At 53.7% G+C, this 795-nt stretch carries 1 protein-coding gene; it reads left to right on the forward strand.

Annotated features, from left to right (window positions below; genetic code table 11):
• Positions 1–17: 17 nt before the first annotated feature.
• Positions 18–569, forward strand: a complete 552-nt coding sequence (locus D588_RS26515; protein ID WP_081613505.1) for a DUF4189 domain-containing protein — start codon at positions 18–20, stop codon at positions 567–569.
• Positions 570–795: the final 226 nt, after the last annotated feature.

Consider the following 795-nt stretch of genomic DNA (forward strand, 5'->3'; position numbering starts at 1 on the left):
TTGCATCGAGGTGATATATGGATATTAAATTCACCCTGACTGCTTGCCTTGCGATGCTTTTCGCTATGGGTAGCGCGCGAGCGGAAAACGGGTGTCCGCCTGGGCAACTCCCAGCGCAGGCCAATGGCGTGATAACTTCATGTACACCTATCCCATCTGGATACTATCAACAGCAGGCGCCTCAGCCCCGTCCATCGGGGCGCTGGATCAATACGTGGGGAGCCATTGCAGTTGGATCGGTAGACGCCACAACAGATTACGGCGTAACGACTGGAAAGTTTTCTCAAGCCGAAGCTGAGGCAGATGCGCTCCAGCGATGCGGCAAGCATGGCGCAACGAACTGCGAGATTGCCTTAAAATATCATAACCAATGCGCTGCTATTGCAGAGCCACAATTGAATGGGCTCCCTATTGATGCCGGGCGGGTGCAGTTTGTGGGTGCTGGATCTACAGCCGAAGCCAGTAGAATAGCCCTTGAAGATTGTAAAAAAGCAAACGGAGCGAGGCCGGGCGTTGACTGTAAAGTTATTTATAAGGCATGCACCGAGCAGATATTTGAGAAGTACTAGCCCTGGAAGCCCCATCAACTAGTCCCCACACGGAGCAGATGGTGTATGAAAAAGCGTGGATTGCCCCACAGCCTCCAACCAAGCCCTCTTCGACCGCACGGCCTCATCTGCTGAATCTGTAATCGGACCTGGTCTAATGCGGCAAACACTATCCACTGATACGTGGCAGCAGTCCGTGCCGCGTGTAAGGGCGTTGCTGACCCTTTGCCTCTTGACGCTCTCGCTG

The organism is Xanthomonas sp. SHU 308, assembly GCF_000364645.1.
Taxonomy (GTDB): Bacteria; Pseudomonadota; Gammaproteobacteria; order Xanthomonadales; family Xanthomonadaceae; genus Xanthomonas_A; species Xanthomonas_A sontii.

What these genes read in the sequence shown, in the direction of transcription:
- D588_RS26515 (WP_081613505.1), top strand. Translation starts at nt 18, where the DNA reads ATGGATATTAAATTCACCCTGACTGCTTGCCTTGCGATGCTTTTCGCT.